Below are 1,359 nucleotides of genomic sequence, written 5' to 3' on the forward strand. Positions count from 1 at the left end.
CAGCCATGGCGGCGATGAGCTGTTGCGCCTGGGCGGCGCTGCTCAGGGCGCTGTCCAGTGTGCTGCTTGGCGTGCTGCCCGGTGCGCTGTCTGCTTCGTCCCAGGTCTGGGCATGCCATGGGGTCTGGGCCAGGCCGTGCTGGGGCAGCCAGGCCTGGGGCTGCAGGTTTTCGCCGAGCGCCCAGGGGAGGTTGTCGGCGTTGGCGGCGCTGGCGGGTTTGGGCAGGGCCTGGGCGGCGGCCAGCAGTGCGGCGATGTCGGCGCGCGCTGCTGCGCCGGGCTGTGCGGTCAGGCCTTGGTCGGCGCTGCCGTGTTTGCTGCCTGTGCCGCTGCCAGGGTTGATGCCGGTATCGGCGCCCTGCGCGCTGCCGCTGCCTGGCGCTGCGCTGTCGATGGCTTGTTGGGCGATTTGCTCTGCGTTCAGCGAAACGCCGTCGCTGAAGCGGATTTCTTCGATGGCCATGGCGCCAGCGGCGAATTGGTCTTGCACGATGAGCAGGTCCTGGCCGCCCACGCCGTAGTGCAGGTGCAGGTCTTGGCCCACGCGGCGCAGTTGCCAGCTGTCGCTGGAGGCCAATCCGCGCAGTTCGATGATGTCGTGCGCGGCGCTGTCGTCCAGCACTTCGATGAGGCGGTCTTGCCCGTCGCCAGCTTGGAGGATGTAGAAGTCGCCGTCGCTGCCGCCGTAGAGGCTGTCGCTGCCTTGGCCGCCGTGCAGTACGTCGCGGCCTGCGCCGCCGTCGAGCCGGTCTTCGCCCTGGCCGCCTTCGAGGTAGTCGTCGCCCTCGCTGCCAAAGAGTTGGTCGTGGCCTGGCCCGCCGTAGAGGCTGTCGCTGCCCTGGTCGCCATAGAGTTGGTCTTCGCCGGCGTCGCCAAAGAGCAGGTCGTCGTCCTGGCCTCCGGCAATGAAGTCCTGGCCTTGGCCGCCAGCGATGCGGTCTTCGCCCCAGCCGCCATGGAGTTGGTCGTCGCCGTCGTCGCCGTGGAGTTGGTCGCGCCCGTCGCCGCCGGCGAGGAAGTCGTTGCCTTCGTAGCCGGCCAAAAAGTCGTCGCCTTCCAAGCCGTAGATTTGGTCGTTGCCCTGCAGGCCATAGATTTCGTCGCGCGCGGCGGTGCCGGTGAGGGTGTCGTCTGCTTCGCTGCCGACGATGGGGCTGCCCGGCTGGGGCTCCTGAGGCGGATCGATGGGCGGCTCTTCGGTGACCGGCGGCACGTATTCGGGCAGTTGCAGGCCCAAAAATTGCTGCTGGCTGAAGAAGTTGGCAAACACGACCACGCCTTCTTGCGCGCCGGGCGTGGCGCTGCGCAGTTGCAGGTCGTCGCCGCTGCGCTGCAGCAGCAGTTGGCCGTCGCGGCTTT

Annotated in this window: 1 protein-coding gene; it reads right to left on the reverse strand. The window is 68.6% G+C overall.

The annotated features are described in order from the left end of the window. Positions 1-1,359 (reverse strand): calcium-binding protein (locus CLI93_RS14595; RefSeq protein ID WP_275250737.1); only part of this gene is annotated, 1,359 nt, incomplete at both ends.

It is taken from the genome of Vandammella animalimorsus, assembly GCF_002288875.1.
GTDB classification, from domain to species: domain Bacteria; phylum Pseudomonadota; class Gammaproteobacteria; order Burkholderiales; family Burkholderiaceae_C; genus Lampropedia; species Lampropedia animalimorsus.